Source organism: Arthrobacter mobilis (genome assembly GCF_012395835.1).
GTDB lineage: Bacteria > Actinomycetota > Actinomycetes > Actinomycetales > Micrococcaceae > Crystallibacter > Crystallibacter mobilis.
In genome coordinates this window covers 56,298-70,247 of sequence record NZ_JAAZSQ010000004.1, presented here as the reverse complement: position 1 = coordinate 70,247, position 13,950 = coordinate 56,298, and the positions used below count along the sequence as shown (strand labels likewise).

The following is a 13,950-nucleotide window of genomic DNA, read 5'->3' as shown; positions in this document are numbered from 1 at the left end:
GACTACACCGGCACGGGGAATACGGTGAACGTGCGCAGTCCGCATTCGCTGCAGCTGCTGATGGACTCGCTGCGCTACTGGGTGACGGAAATGCATGTGGACGGCTTCCGCTTCGACCTGGCCTCCACCCTGGCCCGCGAGTTCTACGACGTGGACCGGCTGGCCAGTTTCTTCGATCTGGTCCAGCAGGACCCGGTGGTCTCCCAGTGCAAGCTCATTGCCGAGCCCTGGGACGTGGGGCCCGGCGGCTACCAGGTGGGCAACTTCCCGCCGCTGTGGACCGAGTGGAACGGCAAGTACCGGGACGCGGTGCGCGACTTCTGGCGCGGCCAGCCGTCGACGCTGGGGGAGTTCGCCTCCCGGCTGGCGGGGTCGGCCGATTTGTATGAACGCTCCGGCCGGAAGCCCGTCGCCTCGATCAACTTCGTCACTGCGCACGACGGTTTCACGCTGCGGGACCTGGTTTCCTACAACGAGAAGCACAACGAGGCCAACGGCGAGGACAACAACGACGGCGAGTCCCACAACCGGTCCTGGAACTGCGGGGTCGAGGGGCCCACCGACGACGAGGCGGTGCTGGCGCTGCGGGCCCGCCAGCAGCGCAACTTCCTGGCCACCCTGCTGCTTTCCCAGGGCGTGCCGATGATCTCCCACGGGGACGAGCTGGGCCGGACCCAGAACGGCAACAACAACGCCTACTGCCAGGACTCGGCACTGACCTGGGTGCGCTGGGAAGACGCAGACCGCCCGCTGGCCGGGTTCGCGGCGGCGGTGAGCAAGCTGCGTCACGAACATCCCACGTTCCGGCGGGGCCGGTTTTTTGAAGGGCGCCCCGTGCGCCGCGCCGAAGGCGAACGCCTGCCCGACATCGTGTGGCTGAACGTGGATGCCTCACCCATGCTCCCGGAGGACTGGGACGCGGAACTGGCCCGGGCGGTGGGCGTTTTCTACAACGGGGCCTGGATCGGCAAGGACGACCGCGGGCGGGAAATCACCGACGACAACTTCCTGCTGTACTTCAACTCGAGCGAAGAAGTTGTGGTGTTCACCCTTCCTCCCGCCGAATACTCCGCGCAGTGGGAGCAGGTCCTGGATACGGCCGGCCAGCGAGCCGACAGCAGGATCCTGCAGGCGGACGAAAAGATCGACGTGGCCGCCAAGTCGGTGCTCGTGCTCCGGGCCCACGTACCGCCCCCGGAGGAACCCGACCACTCCGTGGCGGCTTCCCTCGCCATCCTGACCCGGAGCGTGCGGGCCAGGACGGTGGTTCGGCGGACGGACCACCGTCAGCAGCAGGGCACCTAGAACGGGTTCAGCAGCCGGGCGACGAACCGCCGGGTGCGCTCCTCGCGCGGATCGCGCAGCACCACGTCAGGGTGCCCGCGCTCGACCACCACGCCGCCGTCCATGAACACCACTTCGCTGGCTACCTCGCGGGCGAAGGCCAGCTCGTGGGTGACCATCAGCATGGTCCAGCCCTCCTCGGCCAGTTCCTTGATCACGGTCAGCACTTCCCCCACCAGCTCCGGATCCAGCGCGGAGGTCGGCTCGTCGAAGAGCAGCAGCGCCGGCCGCAGTGCCAGCGCACGGACGATGCCCACCCGCTGCTGCTGGCCACCGGAGAGCTGGTGCGGATAGTGGTCCCGTTTGTCCGCCAGCCCGACCCGGGCCAGCAGTTCCTCCGCCTCGCGCACGGCCTCGGCCCGGGGCCGCTTCTGCACCTGCACCGGGCCCTCGATGACGTTCTGCAGCACGCTCATGTGCGGGAACAGGTTGTAATGCTGGAAGACCATGGCGCTGCGGTCGCGCAGGGCCGTCAGCTGCCGGCGCGGCACCGGCGGGCCGAAGTCCACGGCTGGACCGCCGCCGAACGCAACGGTGCCGGCGTCGGGGATTTCCAGCCCGTTCAGGCAGCGCAGCACGGTGGTCTTGCCGGAGCCGGACGGGCCGATCAGTGCCAGGACCTGCCCCTGGTCCACGGCCAGGTCGATGGACTGAAGCACCTGGTGGGTGCCGAAGGATTTCCGCAGCCGGCTCACGGTCAGCACGCGGGCCGCGGACGACGGCGGACCGGACTGCGCCGGGCCCGGCGGCTGGTCAGTGGGCGACATAGCGGCCCAGCCTCCTCTCCAGGGACGACTGGCCGCCGGAAAGGGCCAGGCAGAAGACCCAGTACACCAGGGCGGCCTCCACATACAGCAGCATGAACTCCTGGCTGAAGGCGGCGATCTGCTGTGCCTGCCGGAACAGCTCGGTGACCAGGATCAGCGACGCCAGCGAGGTGTCCTTGACCAGCGAGATGAACGTGTTGGACAGCGGGGGCACGGAAACCCGGGCGGCCTGGGGCAGGATGATCCGCTGCAGGGCCTGGCGGCGGGACATGCCGATGGTGTGCGCGGCCTCCCACTGCCCTTTCGGGACCGAGAGGATGGCCGCCCGGATCACCTCCGCCGCATAGCCTCCGACATTGAGCGAGAAGGCGATGATCGCGCTGGGCCACGGATCGATCACCACGCCCACCGAGGGCAGGCCGTAGAAAATCACGAACAGCTGCACCAGCAGCGGCGTGCCGCGGATGATGGACACGTACGCCCGGGCCGCTCCGGCGAGGATCCGGCTGCCGCCCAGCCGCATCAGGGCCACCAGCAGGGCCAGCACCAGTCCCAGGGCGAAGGAAGCCAGGGACAGCGGGATGGTTCCGGTCAGGCCACCCTGGACGATGGGCCAGAGCGAGCTGAGGAAGAGCTCCCAGTCCACATCCATAGGCCTACGCTAGTACACCCGCGCCGGGAAGCAGTCCGGGCCTTCCCGTAGCCGGTCCAAGGTGGTTGAATCGGCCCAGCGCGCGTGAAGGACCCAGCCCAGGAGGACCGGATGGCCGAGCACGAACTGGCATTCATCGCCACCAACGACCTGTGCGCCATCACCCGGGGCCGGGCCATGCCGCTGGCCCAGCTGGATCTGGAAACCAGGTGCGGCTGGGTGCCGCCCGCGCGCTGCTCGCCTTCACCGCCGCCAGCGAAGTCTCGTACCTGCGGCTGGCACCCGGCCGCTGGTCCGCCACGCATGCCTTCCTCGGCGGGCACAACCGCGAGGCGATGCTCCGGCTGCCGCCCGGCCATCGGGCTGGGCGGCCGGGACCCGGCCGCCCAGCTGAACCTGGAGTTCCGTGCCGCGGACGCGACCGGCAACCCGTGGCTGGTGATGGGACTGCTGATCCGTGCCGGGCTCGAAGGGATCCGGCAGCGGCTGCCGGCGCCGGAGGGGCTGGACCGGCCAATCGAGGAGGTCGGCGAGGACGCGCAGCGCGCGCTCAAGCTGTACGAGATGCGCCGGCTCAAGGGGCTGGACGGGGGCGCCAAGTGCCTCAGGTACGCCGGTGTCCACTGAAAGCCTGCCGGGCACCCGTGCAGGCCACGGCCCTGACCGTAGGCCGGCTGGCCGCCGGCTCTACGTCGAACGTCATCCCGGATTCGGCGGTGCTCGGCAGCATTGCGCGGACGATGGACGCCGCGGACCGGGAACTGCAGCACGCCGCGCTGCGGCGCTGTGCCGAACACCTGGCCCAGGCCTCCGGGGCCCGGGCCAGCGTTGCCATTACCCCCGGCGAACCGGTGCTGGTCAACGATGCCTCGTTGGTGCAGCATGCCCTCCCGTGGCTGGAACGGGCCGGGCCGGGTTGGCGTCCGCGGAGCCGCTGCGACTCGGACGGCTTTGCCTAGTTCACGCAGCAGGTGCCCGGCCTGATGGCCTTCCTCGGCGTGGACCAGGCCGGCGGCCGGGAGCGCAGGGCCTTGCACTCGGCCTCGTTCCTGCCCTCCGATGTGGCGGTGGAACACGCAGCCCGGGTGCTGGCGGCGATGTACGTGGGCGCGGCCAGGATGCTGGGCGCCGTCGGAGACTGACCTTAGCGTCGCACCTTCCCCGTTCGCTGTCTGCCCCGCACGCTCAGCGTGCGGGGACCCCTGGCAGCTCTCTTTGCTCGCTCCGCTCGCGGCGGGGCCCCGGTGCTAGTGTCCTGCGCCTGAAATCCGGTTCAGAAGTCGTCCGAGGGATTCGAGGATCTGTTCGGCGGTCTTGGTCCAGGTAAAGGGTGTGGGGTTTTCGTTCCATGCCTTGACCCAGGCGCGGATGTCGGCCTCGAGGGCCTGGACGGAGCGGTGGTCGCTGCGCCGGAGCAGGTCCTCGGTGACGAAGCCGAAGAACCGTTCGACCTGGTTCAGCCAGGAAGAATAGGTCGGGGTGAAGTGCACATGGAAGCGGGGGTGGCTGGCCAGCCAGGCCCGCACCGCGGGCGTCTTGTGGGTCTGGTAGTTGTCGCAGATCAGGTGGATCTCCAGGCCGGCCGGGACCTGGGCCTCGATCCTGGCCAGGAACTTTTCAAACTCCGCGGCCCGGTGTTTGCGGTGCAGGCTGGAGATCACGGACCCATCGGCGGTGTTCAGTGCGGCAAACAGGGTCGTGGTGCCGTGCCGGATGGAACCGTGCGTGCGCTTCTCCGGCATCCCGGGCATCAAAGGGAAGGCCGGCTGGGACCGGGCCAGCGCCTGGACCTGGGACTTCTCATCCACGCACAGCACCACGGCCGATTCGGGCGGGTTCAGTCAGGGCCCGACCACGTCAGAGGCCTTGTCCACAAACTGCGGGTCGGTGGAGAGCTTGAACCCGTCGGCGCGGTGCGGCTGCAGTTCGAAGGTCTTCCAGATCCGTCCGATCGTGGATTTGGACAGGCCGGTGCGCCTGGCCATCTTCGCCCGCGACCAGTGCGTCGCGTTTTCCGGCACGGACTCCAGCGTCGCCACCACCACGTCCTCGACCTGCTCGACGGTGATGGTGGCCGGACGGCCCGGCCGCGGCTCATCCACCAGGCCGTCAAGGCGCTGGTCCAGGAACCTCCGGCGCCACCGGGCCACCGTGTGCGGCTCGACCCCGCACCGGGCCGCGGCCTCCTTATTCGTCAGGCCCTCGGCGCTGGCCAGCACGATCTTTGACCGCACGGCCAGCGCCTGGGAGGACTTCGCCCGCCGCGCCCACCGCGTCAGCGTCGTCCGCTCCCCATCCGACAGTTCCACAGGGGCCTCCCGACAGTCGCCATGCCCCATTTTACAATTAGGAAGCGGATTTCAGGGGCAGGCCACTAGCTGCTGACGTCCTCGCCGAAGTACTTCTTCGAGATCCTGGCCAGCGTGCCGTCGGCGCGCAGCTCGTCCAGCGCCTGGTTCACGGCCTCGACCAGGTCGGTGCTGCCCTTGCGGAAGGCCAGGGCGGCCTCGGAGGTCTCCTCCGTCTCGGAGGCGATCTTGATGTCCGCGTTGCGGTTGGTGGCCTGGTAGTCCAGGTACGTGAGCTTGTCGTTGATGGTGGCGTCCACGCGGCCCTGCTCCAGCAGCGAGACGGACTGCGCCCAGCCCTCCACCGCCTCGACCCGGGCACCGGAATCCTTGGCCAGCTGGTACCAGTTGCTGGTCAGCGACTGCGCGGTGGTCTTGCCCTTCAGGTCGGCGAACGAGGCGATGTCGGTGTTGTCCGCCCGGGTGACGATTACGCCGCGGCTGACGGTGTAGGGGTCGGAGAACTCGTACTTGGCCTTGCGTTCGTCATTGATGGTTACTTGGTTGGCGATCACGTCGAAGCGGCCGGCCTCCAGGCCGGCGAAGATGGCATCCCACTGGGTTTCCTCGAACTGTGATTCCACCCCCAGCTTGTCCGTGACGGCGGTGACGACTTCGACGTCGTAACCGGTCAGCCCGCCGGCTCCATCCTCATGGTAGGAGAAGGGCCGGTAGGTTCCCTCGGTGCCCACCCTCAGTACGCCGGCGTCCCTGACCTGCTGCAAGGTGGTGCCCAACGCCGCACGGGGCGGCGCGGTGCCGCCGGACTCCGCGGGAGAGCCGCAGGCGGCGGCTGCCAGGACCAGGGCCGCAGCACCAAGCAGCGCGGATACGCGGACTTTCATGATGGGCTCCTTGCTGCCGGACCGGCCGGGAAGCACGGGCCCGGAAAGAGAGCAGCCCCCGGAAGATTGGGGGAATTCCGGGGGCCCAACCCGGCGCCCGTTGGGGGGAAGGCGCGCGGCGTTGTTGCTCACTCCACTCTACGCCGCCGTCCGGCAAATGGAAAGACCTGTCTGTCTCGCCGTCAATTTCGGTAAAATTGTTGGCTATGGCAACCACAGCAGTATCGGTGCCGCCGGCAGGGCCGCGTGAACGCGTGCTGCAGGCCGCCTACGAGCTGTTCTCCGCCCGCGGCATCCGGGATGTGGGGGTGGATGAACTGATCCTTCGGTCGGGCGTGGCCAAGGCGACATTCTACCGGCACTTCCCGTCCAAGAACGACCTGGTCCTGGCGTTCCTGCAGCGCCGCGAGGAGGTCTGGACCCAGGAAGTGATCATGGCCTCGGCCGCCCGGCGGGGGAGCACCCCGGAGGAGCGGCTGCTGGCCATTTTCGACGTTTTCGGGGACTGGTTCCGCCGCCGCGACTTCGAAGGCTGCACCTTCATCAACGTGCTGCTCGAAATGGGTCCGGACCACCCACTGGGCAGGGCCAGCATCGATTACCTGGCCCGGATCCGGGAGTATGTGAGCGGGTTCGCGGAGCAGGCAGGCCTGCGTGATCCGGAGGACTTTGCCCGCTCGTGGCACATCCTGATGAAGGGCTCGATCATCTCCGCCGCCGAGGGGGACCTGGCCGCCGCCGCGCGGGCGCAGGTCATGGCACGCCTGCTCATCAACCAGCACCGCTGATGCGGTCCGGCCCCAGGTGCTTCAGGCCGACTCCGAAACCGCCTTGCTGACGTCGGCGGGGGTCTCGTAAGGGCCCCTTGGCAGCTTCCGCAGCGCCTCAAGCACCGCCTCGTCCGCGCCTGACTGCTCGGCGTTCCGGACCAGGTCCTCCGCGGAGGCCGGGTAGTCCACCCCGCCGAGAGCCTTCTGGATCTGTATTGGATTGGGCTTGTCGGCCATTTTCCTTACCCTTCGGTAGAGCGAAAATCCATAAGCTCACTTAGTATAGAGGTATGGGCGCGGCTCCGCCGTTAACCAGAGGCCGTCCTGTGGGCGGCCGCCTTCGAATGGAGGAATGTAATGACCGCATCATCCAACTATGCCAGTGCTCGAGGCCACGTATACACGAATGTGCAGAAGGCCGCCATGGCCGTCGGCGTGGTTTTCCTGCTTGTCGGCATCCTGGGGTTCATCCCCGGAGTCACCACCAACTACAACCTGATGTCCTTTGCCGGACATGAGTCCGAAGCAATGCTGTTCGGTGTGTTCCAGGTCTCGATCCTGCACAACATCGTCCACCTGCTCTTCGGCGTGGCCGGGCTGGCGATGGCCCGCAGTGTTTCCGGTTCCCGCAACTATCTGATCTGGGGCGGCGTGGTCTACCTGGTGCTCTGGCTGTACGGCCTGATCATCGGCCACGAGACTGCGGCCAACTTCGTCCCGGTCAACACCGCGGACAACTGGCTTCACTTCGTCCTTGGTGCGGGCATGGTCGCCCTGGGTCTGGCGCTCACCAGGGAGCATCGGGAGGCCGGACGCACCTGACCTGCCGTCAGGAGCCTGAGCCCCGTCCCGGAACAGTGGCGGCGCCGCCCGGCGCCGCCACTGTTTTGCGCCTGCCGCGCTTTGCCTGAGACGTCGGTGCCTGTGGCGCGGGTGCCCTTGGTGCAGACTAGAGGGGGAGTAGCGACGCTTTCGGGGAGGAACATGCTTCGACGCACGGCAGGTACGTTGTTGGCCCTGGCACTGGTGGCGGCAGGCACGGCCTGCGCTCCGAAGGACGATGGGCGTTCCACTGCGGAGGCCCTGGCGGCGGCGCTGACGGCCGGCAACCTGGAGAAGCTGGAATTTACCACTGCGGCTGCCGAGGTCCAGGCCGCCTTCGACGAGGCAACGGAGGGGATGGCTCCGCTCGAGCCCAAGGTGTCGGTGGGCGAGGTGAGCCGGACCGGCGGGGATGCTGCCCGGGCCACGCTCAACTACACCTGGGATCTGCCGGACACCGAGCAGGACTGGACCTATGCCGCTGCTGCCGAGATGCAGCGCACGGACGATCCGGAAAAGCCCTGGGACATCCGCTGGTCGGCGGCCGTCGTCGAGCCTTCCCTTCAGGAAGGCGAGAAGCTGTCCCTGGACATTGCCGCACCTCGGCGCGGCAACATTCTGGCCGCCGGCGGCGCGGCAATCGTGAAAGACCGCCCGGTCAAGGTGGTCGGCATCGACAAGGCGGGTCTGTCCGCCGGACGCGCCGAGGATTCGGCCCGGGCGCTGGCCGCCGTCGTTGGAATCGATGCCGGCGAGTACGCGCAGACGGTGGCCGGCTACGGGCCGGAGGCCTTCGTGGAAGCCATCACCCTGCGCGAGGCTGCCTACCGGGAACTGGACCAGGACGCTCTGGAGGCGATCAAGGGAGCGACCGCGCTCTCCCGGTCGCTCCCGCTGGCCCCCACACGGGAATTCGCTTCCGCCGTCCTGGGGTCGGTCCGCGAGGCGACCGCCGAGGACATCGAAAAGTCCGGGGGGAAGGTTACCCGGGGCGAGCTGGTTGGCGCCTCGGGGCTGCAGGCATCCTTCAACGATCAGCTGTCCGGGACCCCGGGCCTGACAATCAGCGCCGTCGGCACCCCGGCCGAGGAAGGTGCCAAGGCTCCGTCCCGGGAGCTGTACGCCACCGAGCCGGTGGACGGAACGGACGTGCGGACCACTCTGGTGCCCAGGCTGCAGAGCGCTGCAGAGAAGATCCTGGCGGACATCACGTCGCCCAGTGCCATCGTGGCCATCCGTCCCTCCAGCGGCGCGGTCCTCGCCGCCGCCAACGGCCCGGACAGCGGAGGCTACAACACCGCCTTCCTGGGCCGGTATGCGCCGGGCTCCACCTTCAAGGTCGCCACGGCGCTGGCGCTGCTGCGCCAGGGCAAAACGCCGGAATCCACGGTGCAGTGCGATCCGCGGTTCGCTGCCGACGGCAGGAGGTTCGAGAATGCGGACGGCTACCCGGCGGCCTACACGGGGACGATTACGCTGACCGAGGCGATCGCGCATTCGTGCAACACCGCGTTCGTCTCCCAGTTCGGAAACCTGCCGCAGGAGCAGCTGGCAGAGGCGGCCGGGGCGCTGGGGATCGGCATGGAGGCGGAGATCGGCCTCGAGGCGTACTTTGGCGAGGTTCCGCGTGACGAGACCGGCACGGCCCATGCGGCGTCGATGATCGGCCAGGGCAGGGTGCAGGTGTCGCCGCTGGCACTGGCAGCGCTGATGGCTTCGGTGGCCAAGGGCGAAGCCGTGGTGCCGCAGCTGGTCGAGGGGCACGACGAGGAGGCCAGGCTGCCGGATGTTCCGGAACTGACCGGGCAGGAAGCCGGGCAGCTGCGCACCATGATGCGCGCGGCGGTGACCGACGGCTATCTGGCCAGCCTCGCGGACTTGCCGGGCGAGCCGGTGATCGGCAAGACCGGGACCGCCGAGTACGGTTCCGGCGCGCCGCTGAAGACCCATTCCTGGGTGATCGCGGCCCAGGGGGACCTGGCCGTGGCCGTGTTCGTGGAGGACGGCGACCTCGGGTCGGTTACCGGGGCGCCGATGGTGAAGCAGTTCCTCCAGGCCGCCGCCGGCTGAGGATCCGGCCGCCGGACGGCCGCGGACAGCGGCAGGCGGCGGTCCCCCGGGCCGCCGCCTGCCGTGCGCCTGCCTGCTGTGCCGGTGCCGGCTACCAGCGGTGGGCGACGTCGATGACCAGCATCGACACGTTGTTCTGGCCCTTCAGCGTGAAGACGCGGAACGGCAGCCGGGCCCGCACGCCCAGTCCGATAGTGGTGACACCTTCGAAGCTGCCACCCCAGGCGGCCTGCCGGAAGGTCCGGTAACCTGCGAGATTGACCAGTTCCTTGCGGTTCTTGGGCACATACGTGGCCTTGCCGGCACTGTTGTAGGCGGGAGCCCGGACGGTAATGCTCAGGTCGGCGGCACCGCGCAGCGGGATTGCCTTACCGGATCCTTCGGCATGGACCGTCTTGACGTAGCGGACGGTGTAGCCGGGGGCCTTGCCCTTGAGATCGACCACCAGCCGGTCGAAGCAGGCGTGCCTGCCGGAACGGACATTGATGATCGGCGACTGGACCATGAGGGACTTGGTCTTGGCCTGCGACCCCCAGGTGATTCCACAATACGGGGCTGCGCTGGCCGTGCTTGGTGCCACCAGCCCCAGACCCAGGACCAGCAGCAGTACTGCCAGCCATGCGGGTAGTTTTTTCATGACGCACCACCTCAAAGTTGCGAGAATGATTCAACTATGATAATGCGTCGGGTGGTGCTGCGAGGGGTCTGGGAACAAGCAACTTTTAATCGTTACAGTCCGGGCCGTTCCGGCAGCCTTCCGGCAGGGGTGCGTGCCGAACGTTACGGTCCCGTGGCCGTTCCGCAATACGGGCTGCCCCGCAGGAGTGGGGAACATTCGAACGCTAGCAGGTCCGTTGGACAACCAGGCTTTCGTTCCAGCCGTCCAGCCTGCTGAAGCTGACGGCCTTGTAGGTGGAATTGCAGCCCAGCCCGCTGCCGGAGAAGGAAAACGCGCCGCGCCGCGGCTTCACGGATCGCTGGTTCACTGCCCGGTCCGTGCGGATGTTCACCACCCAGACATGCACGGTCCGGGCGGAATAGCCGCTTCCCCGGACGCTGTAGCTGCCGTTGGGGGAGATGCTCAGGGACAGCGAGGATCCGCTTCCTGTAAGGTTGCCGTCTGCTGCCGAGGCCGGAGCGGCCGTGCCGAGTCCGGCCAGGAGGGCCAGCAGGATGCCTGCGGTCATGATCAGCAGACGCCAGGTTGCCGAAGTCTTCATGGTGCCAACTGCTTCCGTGCATGTCCGGGTTGCCGCGGAAACGGGCCCCACGCCCGCTTCCTGGGTCCGGCGGCCCGGCCGGTGCCCCGGCGCCTGCCTGGCCGCCGCTGTGTGACGGAGCGGCCCGCGGGCCGCTCCCTCCAGCGGGCACCGAACGTGCAGCATTCCCCCGGGCGTCAGTCGCCAGGCGGATTCTCCCTCCGGTGCGTGCACCGCGCCCCCCGCGGTGTTCCTCAATCGTAGGGTATGGCGGAGGGCCATGACAGCCCCGCAGGCAAAAAGCCGCCCCTGTCGGCCCTGGCCGGCTGCGCAGCTGTGGCCGGACAAACGGGGGAGGGCCGGAAAATCCGGTCCTCCCCGCTGGTTGCAGGTCATGCCCTCCAAGGGGCGCTACGCTGCGGCTGCCACTTGTCAGTCATGGCACCGGAAGCTGACCTTGTTGCTCACTTCCCAGCCATCGGCACGGCTGAAGCTGACTGCCTTGTAGGTGCGGCCGCAACGTACTTCGCCGTCGCGGATCGTGAATTCGCCGTCGTCGGTCCGGACGCGGTAGTGCTCGACCACGCGGTCGCGCGATACGTTGACCAGCCAGACATGGACCCGGCGGGCGTCGTAGTCTTCGCCCCTGATCCTGTAGTCCCCGTCGCGGAAGATGCGCAGAGTCAGTTCGGCGTCTTCGTCGTCATCATGCCCGTGGTCCCAATCGTCCCACTCGCGGTCGTGGTCGCGGTCCCTGTGATCGTAGCTACTTGAGTGGGCGGCAACAGCGGCAGTGGCAGGTGCCGCAACCCCCATCGTGGCGAGGAGTCCCAGGACGGCACCGGTGATGATCAACCACAGGCGCCATGTTGCTGAAGTTTTCATGAGGCCCATTGCTTCCGTGCTGTTCCGGAGGCCTGGACGCGGAAGGCACGTCCGCCTCATCATCGGACGGCATGGCGGGCCCCCGGCGCTCTTGTCGCCGCTGCCGCTCGCTGGGAACCGGAAGGAATCCTGGGGCCGCCCCGCCCCGTGCCGTCGGATTGCCTGAGGTTGCCATCCCTCGGAGGATCCGTGCCTCCTGCGCACCACACCGTGCCCCTACGGTGTGGTTATGAAGTGGAATAGACCTTAGTGCAAACCGGCACTTCTGTGTACCCCGGAAACCGCACCGTGGGCGTGGGATTTCCCTGCCCGGGACAGCGGGCAGGGCGGCTGCCTAGTGATGCTGCCGGGCGTCCTTCCGGGCCGCGGCTTCCACCCCGGGCAGCTGCTCCTGGCCTGCTCCGGCCTCGCGGTTTTCCTGTGCCTCGACGTAGGCGTGGTCCTCGTTCATGGTGGTCTCGTCGAAGGGATCGTGTCCGGAGAGGACTTCTTCCAGCTGGAAAGTGTCGAGCTGGCGGGTCCAGGTGCCGATCAGCACGGTGGCGACGGCGTTGCCGGTGAAGTTGGTCAGGGCGCGGGCCTCGGACATGAACCGGTCGATGCCCACGATCAGGCCAACCCCTTCCACCAGGTCCGGGCGGTGGGCCTGCAGGCCGCCGGCGAGCGTGGCCAGGCCGGCGCCGGTGACGCCGGCGGCACCCTTGGAGGCGATGATCATGAAGACCAGCAGCGAGATCTGCTCGCCCAGCGCCAGCGGGGTGCCCAGGGCGCTGGTCACGAACAGCGAGGCCATGGTCAGGTAGATCGCGGTGCCGTCGAGGTTGAACGAATAGCCCGTGGGCACCACCACGCCGACCACCGGCCGGGAGACTCCTGCATGGTCCATCTTGGCGATCAGCCGCGGCAGGGCCGCCTCGGAGGACGAGGTGGAGACAATCAGCAGGTATTCGCGGGCCAGGTAGCGCATCAGGCGGAAGATGTTGACGCCGGACACCAGTTTCAGCAGTGTTCCCAGCACCACCACGATGAACAGGATGCAGGTGATGTAGAAGGCCAGCATCAGCGTACCCAGGCTGATGATCGCGCCGATGCCGGTATCACCGACGACGGCGGCGATGGCACCGAAGGCGCCGATCGGGGCCAGCCACATGACCATGGCCAGGATGCGGGAGACCCGGGCCTGGATGTGGCCGATGGCGCGCAGCACCGGCCGGCCGGACGGGCCCATCTTCTGCAGCGCGAACCCGACGAGCAGGGCGACGAAGAGGGTCTGCTGGATGTTCTCCCCGGTCAGGGAGGACAGCAGCGTGGTCGGGATGATGCCGAGCAGGAAGTCGACGGTGCCCTCGGCCTCCTCCCCGCCGGCCTCGAACCCGGTGCCGGTGATGTCCAGGCCTTCGCCGGGCTGGACCAGGTTGCCCACGACCAGGCCGATGCCCAGGGCGAAGGTGGACATGGCCATGAAGTAGAGCAGTGCCAGCCCGCCGACCTTGCCGACGGTGGCGGCCTTGGCGATGGAACCGACGCCGAGCACGATGGTGCAGAAGATGATCGGCGCGATCATCATCTTGATCAGGGCGATGAAGCCGGTACCCAGGGGTCTGAGTGCCTGGCCGAGGGCCGGTGCCAGCAGGCCGACCGCGATGCCCAGCAGCACGGCAATGATGACCGCCACGTAGAGGACGTGCGTCCTGTCCTTCTTCCGGACCGCGGTGGTGCTGGTGGTGTTGCCGGTTCCTTCCGGAGGCACCGGTGCCCCCGCTTGGAGGAACATGCGCCGAGGGTGCCATGGCAGCCTCCCTTAAGTGACGGAAGATAGGCGGGCCTGCCTTCTCCTAATGTCCCACTGCCGCCCCCGGGCCGCCACGGTGGACTGGACGTTTTCCCCTGCCTCAGCCGACGTCGAAGCCCCGGAATCCGCCGGTGGCTTCGGCAAAGCCGGTGTCCACCCGGTCCACCCGGCCGGGAGCTTCGGACCGCAGCAGCGCCACCAGCCGTTCGAGCGCCGGACGCGGACCCTCGGCGGTGATCCTGACGGTGCCGTCCGGACTGTTCACCGCCTGTCCGTCCAGGCCGAGCCGTTCGGCCTGGCTGCGCGTCCAGTAGCGGAACCCCACACCCTGCACATGCCCGGCGACAGTGGCCGAGAGCCGTTCGAGCTTCCCATCCATGGGCCCACGGTAGCGCCCGGCCTGGAGGGACGGGAAGAGCGGGGTACATTGTCCAGTAGCGGGCAGCCCCGGCGGCG

General features: G+C 68.1%; 16 protein-coding genes and 2 pseudogenes. 8 read left to right on the top strand and 10 right to left on the bottom strand.

The genetic code is table 11. From position 1 onward, the window contains the following. Nucleotides 1-1,305, top strand: a 1,305-nt coding sequence (locus HGG74_RS21430) for a glycogen debranching protein (protein ID WP_246262701.1), incomplete at its 5' end; no start/stop codon positions are given. Here the strand turns inward: HGG74_RS21430 and HGG74_RS06355 are convergent. Together HGG74_RS06355 and HGG74_RS06350 are read right to left on the bottom strand one after the other, a co-directional pair. Further along, nucleotides 1,302-2,111, bottom strand: a complete 810-nt coding sequence (locus tag HGG74_RS06355; RefSeq protein ID WP_168485518.1) for an amino acid ABC transporter ATP-binding protein — start codon at nt 2,109-2,111, stop codon at nt 1,302-1,304. The genes HGG74_RS21430 and HGG74_RS06355 overlap by 4 nt on opposite strands. Further along, on the bottom strand, nt 2,098-2,763 hold the full coding sequence (locus HGG74_RS06350; protein ID WP_205761493.1) for an amino acid ABC transporter permease: 666 nt from the start codon (nt 2,761-2,763) through the stop codon (nt 2,098-2,100). The genes HGG74_RS06355 and HGG74_RS06350 overlap by 14 nt, the downstream gene beginning before the upstream one ends. Nucleotides 2,764-2,915: 152 nt before the next feature. On the opposite strand from HGG74_RS06350, the pseudogene HGG74_RS22100 reads away from it, so the two are divergent. The 4 genes and pseudogenes from HGG74_RS22100 to HGG74_RS06335 form a co-directional block, all read left to right on the top strand. Next, nucleotides 2,916-3,068 (top strand): annotated as a pseudogene (locus tag HGG74_RS22100) (hypothetical protein); the annotation flags it as partial. Next, complete coding sequence (locus HGG74_RS22095; protein WP_312856772.1) at nt 3,067-3,390, top strand: hypothetical protein; 324 nt, start codon at nt 3,067-3,069, stop codon at nt 3,388-3,390. The pseudogene HGG74_RS22100 and the gene HGG74_RS22095, both read left to right, overlap by 2 nt. A 17-nt stretch (nt 3,391-3,407) precedes the next feature. After that, entirely contained in the window at nt 3,408-3,722 is a 315-nt protein-coding gene (locus tag HGG74_RS06340; RefSeq protein WP_168485517.1) for a zinc-binding metallopeptidase family protein, read from the top strand. A gap of 24 nt (nt 3,723-3,746) precedes the next feature. After that, nucleotides 3,747-3,905 carry a hypothetical protein gene (locus HGG74_RS06335; protein WP_168485516.1) on the top strand — a complete coding sequence of 53 codons (159 nt, stop codon included), beginning with the start codon at nt 3,747-3,749 and terminating at the stop codon, nt 3,903-3,905. A 105-nt stretch (nt 3,906-4,010) separates the two neighbouring features. Here the strand turns inward: HGG74_RS06335 and HGG74_RS06330 are convergent. Both HGG74_RS06330 and HGG74_RS06325 read right to left on the bottom strand, forming a co-directional pair. Then, nucleotides 4,011-5,102: pseudogene (locus tag HGG74_RS06330) on the bottom strand (IS630 family transposase). Between the two features lie 35 nt (nt 5,103-5,137). Next, nucleotides 5,138-5,956 (bottom strand): amino acid ABC transporter substrate-binding protein, encoded by an 819-nt coding sequence (locus tag HGG74_RS06325; protein WP_205761491.1) that lies wholly within the window; start codon nt 5,954-5,956, stop codon nt 5,138-5,140. A gap of 206 nt (nt 5,957-6,162) precedes the next feature. On the opposite strand from HGG74_RS06325, the gene HGG74_RS06320 reads away from it, so the two are divergent. Next, the gene (locus HGG74_RS06320; RefSeq protein ID WP_168485515.1) at nt 6,163-6,744 is read left to right on the top strand and encodes a TetR/AcrR family transcriptional regulator; all 582 of its coding nucleotides are present in this window, start codon (nt 6,163-6,165) and stop codon (nt 6,742-6,744) included. Between the two features lie 21 nt (nt 6,745-6,765). Here the strand turns inward: HGG74_RS06320 and HGG74_RS06315 are convergent, their stop codons facing one another. Beyond that, nucleotides 6,766-6,963, bottom strand: coding sequence for a DUF2795 domain-containing protein (locus HGG74_RS06315; RefSeq protein WP_168485514.1), 198 nt, complete (start codon nt 6,961-6,963; stop codon nt 6,766-6,768). A gap of 120 nt (nt 6,964-7,083) precedes the next feature. On the opposite strand from HGG74_RS06315, the gene HGG74_RS06310 reads away from it, so the two are divergent. After that, a complete protein-coding gene (locus HGG74_RS06310) occupies nt 7,084-7,548 on the top strand; it encodes a DUF4383 domain-containing protein (RefSeq protein WP_168485513.1) in 465 nt (154 codons plus the stop codon). A gap of 189 nt (nt 7,549-7,737) precedes the next feature. After that, on the top strand, nt 7,738-9,618 hold the full coding sequence (locus HGG74_RS06305; RefSeq protein ID WP_168485512.1) for a penicillin-binding transpeptidase domain-containing protein: 1,881 nt from the start codon (nt 7,738-7,740) through the stop codon (nt 9,616-9,618). 91 nt (nt 9,619-9,709) lie between these two features. On the opposite strand, the gene HGG74_RS06300 is transcribed toward HGG74_RS06305, so the two are convergent. The 5 genes from HGG74_RS06300 to HGG74_RS06280 form a co-directional block, all read right to left on the bottom strand. Then, on the bottom strand, nt 9,710-10,255 hold the full coding sequence (locus HGG74_RS06300; RefSeq protein ID WP_168485511.1) for an AMIN-like domain-containing (lipo)protein: 546 nt from the start codon (nt 10,253-10,255) through the stop codon (nt 9,710-9,712). Nucleotides 10,256-10,460: 205 nt separating this feature from the next. After that, complete coding sequence (locus HGG74_RS06295) at nt 10,461-10,838, bottom strand: hypothetical protein (protein WP_168485510.1); 378 nt, start codon at nt 10,836-10,838, stop codon at nt 10,461-10,463. A gap of 411 nt (nt 10,839-11,249) precedes the next feature. After that, nucleotides 11,250-11,702, bottom strand: a complete 453-nt coding sequence (locus HGG74_RS06290) for a hypothetical protein (protein WP_168485509.1) — start codon at nt 11,700-11,702, stop codon at nt 11,250-11,252. A 334-nt stretch (nt 11,703-12,036) separates the two neighbouring features. Then, nucleotides 12,037-13,476 carry a cation:dicarboxylate symporter family transporter gene (locus tag HGG74_RS06285; protein WP_168485508.1) on the bottom strand — a complete coding sequence of 480 codons (1,440 nt, stop codon included), beginning with the start codon at nt 13,474-13,476 and terminating at the stop codon, nt 12,037-12,039. A 118-nt stretch (nt 13,477-13,594) separates the two neighbouring features. Then, complete coding sequence (locus HGG74_RS06280; protein WP_168485507.1) at nt 13,595-13,873, bottom strand: acylphosphatase; 279 nt, start codon at nt 13,871-13,873, stop codon at nt 13,595-13,597. Nucleotides 13,874-13,950 lie beyond the last annotated feature (77 nt).

What these genes read in the sequence shown, in the direction of transcription:
- HGG74_RS06295 (WP_168485510.1), bottom strand. Translation starts at nt 10,838, where the DNA reads ATGAAGACTTCGGCAACCTGGCGTCTGCTGATCATGACCGCAGGCATC.
- HGG74_RS06325 (WP_205761491.1), bottom strand. Translation starts at nt 5,956, where the DNA reads ATGAAAGTCCGCGTATCCGCGCTGCTTGGTGCTGCGGCCCTGGTCCTG.
- HGG74_RS06315 (WP_168485514.1), bottom strand. Translation starts at nt 6,963, where the DNA reads ATGGCCGACAAGCCCAATCCAATACAGATCCAGAAGGCTCTCGGCGGG.
- HGG74_RS06355 (WP_168485518.1), bottom strand. Translation starts at nt 2,111, where the DNA reads ATGTCGCCCACTGACCAGCCGCCGGGCCCGGCGCAGTCCGGTCCGCCG.
- HGG74_RS22095 (WP_312856772.1), top strand. Translation starts at nt 3,067, where the DNA reads ATGCCTTCCTCGGCGGGCACAACCGCGAGGCGATGCTCCGGCTGCCGC.
- HGG74_RS06320 (WP_168485515.1), top strand. Translation starts at nt 6,163, where the DNA reads ATGGCAACCACAGCAGTATCGGTGCCGCCGGCAGGGCCGCGTGAACGC.
- HGG74_RS06285 (WP_168485508.1), bottom strand. Translation starts at nt 13,476, where the DNA reads ATGTTCCTCCAAGCGGGGGCACCGGTGCCTCCGGAAGGAACCGGCAAC.
- HGG74_RS06280 (WP_168485507.1), bottom strand. Translation starts at nt 13,873, where the DNA reads ATGGATGGGAAGCTCGAACGGCTCTCGGCCACTGTCGCCGGGCATGTG.
- HGG74_RS06290 (WP_168485509.1), bottom strand. Translation starts at nt 11,702, where the DNA reads ATGAAAACTTCAGCAACATGGCGCCTGTGGTTGATCATCACCGGTGCC.
- HGG74_RS06310 (WP_168485513.1), top strand. Translation starts at nt 7,084, where the DNA reads ATGACCGCATCATCCAACTATGCCAGTGCTCGAGGCCACGTATACACG.
- HGG74_RS06300 (WP_168485511.1), bottom strand. Translation starts at nt 10,255, where the DNA reads ATGAAAAAACTACCCGCATGGCTGGCAGTACTGCTGCTGGTCCTGGGT.
- HGG74_RS06335 (WP_168485516.1), top strand. Translation starts at nt 3,747, where the DNA reads ATGGCCTTCCTCGGCGTGGACCAGGCCGGCGGCCGGGAGCGCAGGGCC.
- HGG74_RS06350 (WP_205761493.1), bottom strand. Translation starts at nt 2,763, where the DNA reads ATGGATGTGGACTGGGAGCTCTTCCTCAGCTCGCTCTGGCCCATCGTC.